Here is a 1,984-nt window from a genome sequence, read left to right on the forward strand (position 1 = left end):
GGGCTAAACGCCCTCCGCGTCAACGCGCGCCCGCACGAGAAAACCGACCACTGTCAGATTTAGTCTAGTCCACTACATGTAATGCATGGAAAACATGCGACAGTCTACCGAAGTCGAACTGCATCGTACCGTGCCTTCGCATTTGTTATCTTGGATAGGTAGCGCTTTCTCAACCGAGTACGCTGCGAGTACGTGTTTAGATATCTTCCTCGCACGTCAAACTCCGCAGTAAGCACGCATCTCACACACGCCCGGCATTCACAATCACCTGAACTTGCTCAACGAGGTTATAGAATCGACGCACGTTCATCTAAGGCCGTTGCATCAAGAATCTGTAAATCGAAAGCTGAATGGTCCTTCTTGGACGATGTCTCAGAATCAGAAAGGCTAGTCGAGAGGGACCAATGAATAAGGTGCTTTCCCCGAATCCCCATTTCCGTTATCTGGTTGCAGGTGCAGCGCTGTGCAGCAGGGCTTGGAGGTCATCGATGTTAAAAGGCTTGGAGAGTATTGTTACACCAATGCTTGTCGCTCGCTCGAATTCGTCTGCATAGCCGGTCATAAGCGCAATAGCTTGCTTTGGCCACATGCGGCGCACTTTTTCTGCGACATCGATTCCATTGTTGACGCCAGGCATCTGTATGTCGGAGAGGATGAGGTCGAAAGTTGCGCCGTCGTCTAATAGTTCCAGCGCGGCGTCACCCGTGAGCTCGTGCCGAGACTGCCAGCCGAAAACTTCCAGTACGGCTGAGAGTCCCGCGGCCACTTCTTCGTTATCCTCGACCAGCAAGATTGAGCCTTTGCTCGCCTCAGTGACAGTCGAAGGTTGCGAAGGTGACGCTGTGGCTTTATCTACGGCCTTTCCCGAACCGCGGGGAAGAAAGAGTGTGACCGTCGTCCCTTGACCTTCTGCGCTTTCAATACGGGCGGTGCCTCCAGCCTGTTCACACATAGCGAGGACTTGGGCAAGACCGAGACCGGTTCCTGCATTGGCAGCTTTCGTCGTGAAGAGTGGCTCGAATGCCCGTTGAACCACCGCTGAAGACATTCCAACGCCAGTATCGGAGCAAGCGATGACGACATACTCTCCGGATTTTAGGTTTCCGCGTGACCTTTCGATAGTGATGTTCTCGCATCGAATGGAAAATTCGCCGCCGTTAGGCATCGCATCCTTAGCATTAACAGCCAGGTTAATCAATGCGGATTGCAATTCGGTCGGGTCAACGTACGCTGGCCAGATTTCGCCTACTGATGTGATGTGCATCTGGACTCGTTCGCTGAGAGACATCCGAATCAGAGATGCTTCTTGTTCAAGCCAGTCTTTGACCTCTACGAATTCCTCGCGCAGCGGTTGCTTACGAGCGACGCTGAGTAGCCGCCTTGCCAAAACCTCTGCAGAAGCGGAGGCTCGCTCGACTGCGACTACTTCCTTCTCCAATCCATTGAATTCCTTGCGACGTGCGAGCTCCATGTTCGCTTTGACGACCATGAGGAGATTGTTGAAGTCATGCGCGACGCTTGCTACAAGATTTCCAAGCGCACCCATCCGTTTCAACTGGCGACTCGTTGCCTCTGCCGACAAGCGCATTCCGAATTCGGCTTTCCAACTTTCCCACGCCGTTCGTTCTCGTTTCAGGCGGCTCAAGCTAAACAAGACTAAAAACCAAATCCCGACGCAGGGAACCAGTGTTGCAACCGCTATCAATCCATCATGCCTCAGCCACCTATAACTCACCGTCGCGACAGGAATGCCAGAGGTCACGTAGAGCGGATAAACCCCAACCTGCCGGTAGACTAAAAGCTTCTCGACACCGTCAAGCGTAGAGAAAACCTTCAGGCGCCCACCGTTTCCATTGACCCGAATAGCCTCCAGCAGGGGCTGATTGCTCGTTGGCGCTCTTCGCGCTCTAGGGAAACGCTGATTAATGAGTTGTCGGGTCGGCTTGAAGATCAAGAGGCGTCGGAGCTTCTTGATAACGAATCG

General features: G+C 53.1%; 1 protein-coding gene. It reads right to left on the bottom strand.

Translation table 11 applies throughout. From position 1 onward, the window contains the following. Positions 1–439 precede the first annotated feature (439 nt). On the bottom strand, positions 440–1,984 hold a 1,545-nt coding region (locus AWB74_RS44195), incomplete at its 5' end, for an ATP-binding protein (protein WP_087039587.1).

This window comes from Caballeronia arvi (assembly GCF_001544695.2).
Lineage (GTDB): Bacteria > Pseudomonadota > Gammaproteobacteria > Burkholderiales > Burkholderiaceae > Caballeronia > Caballeronia arvi.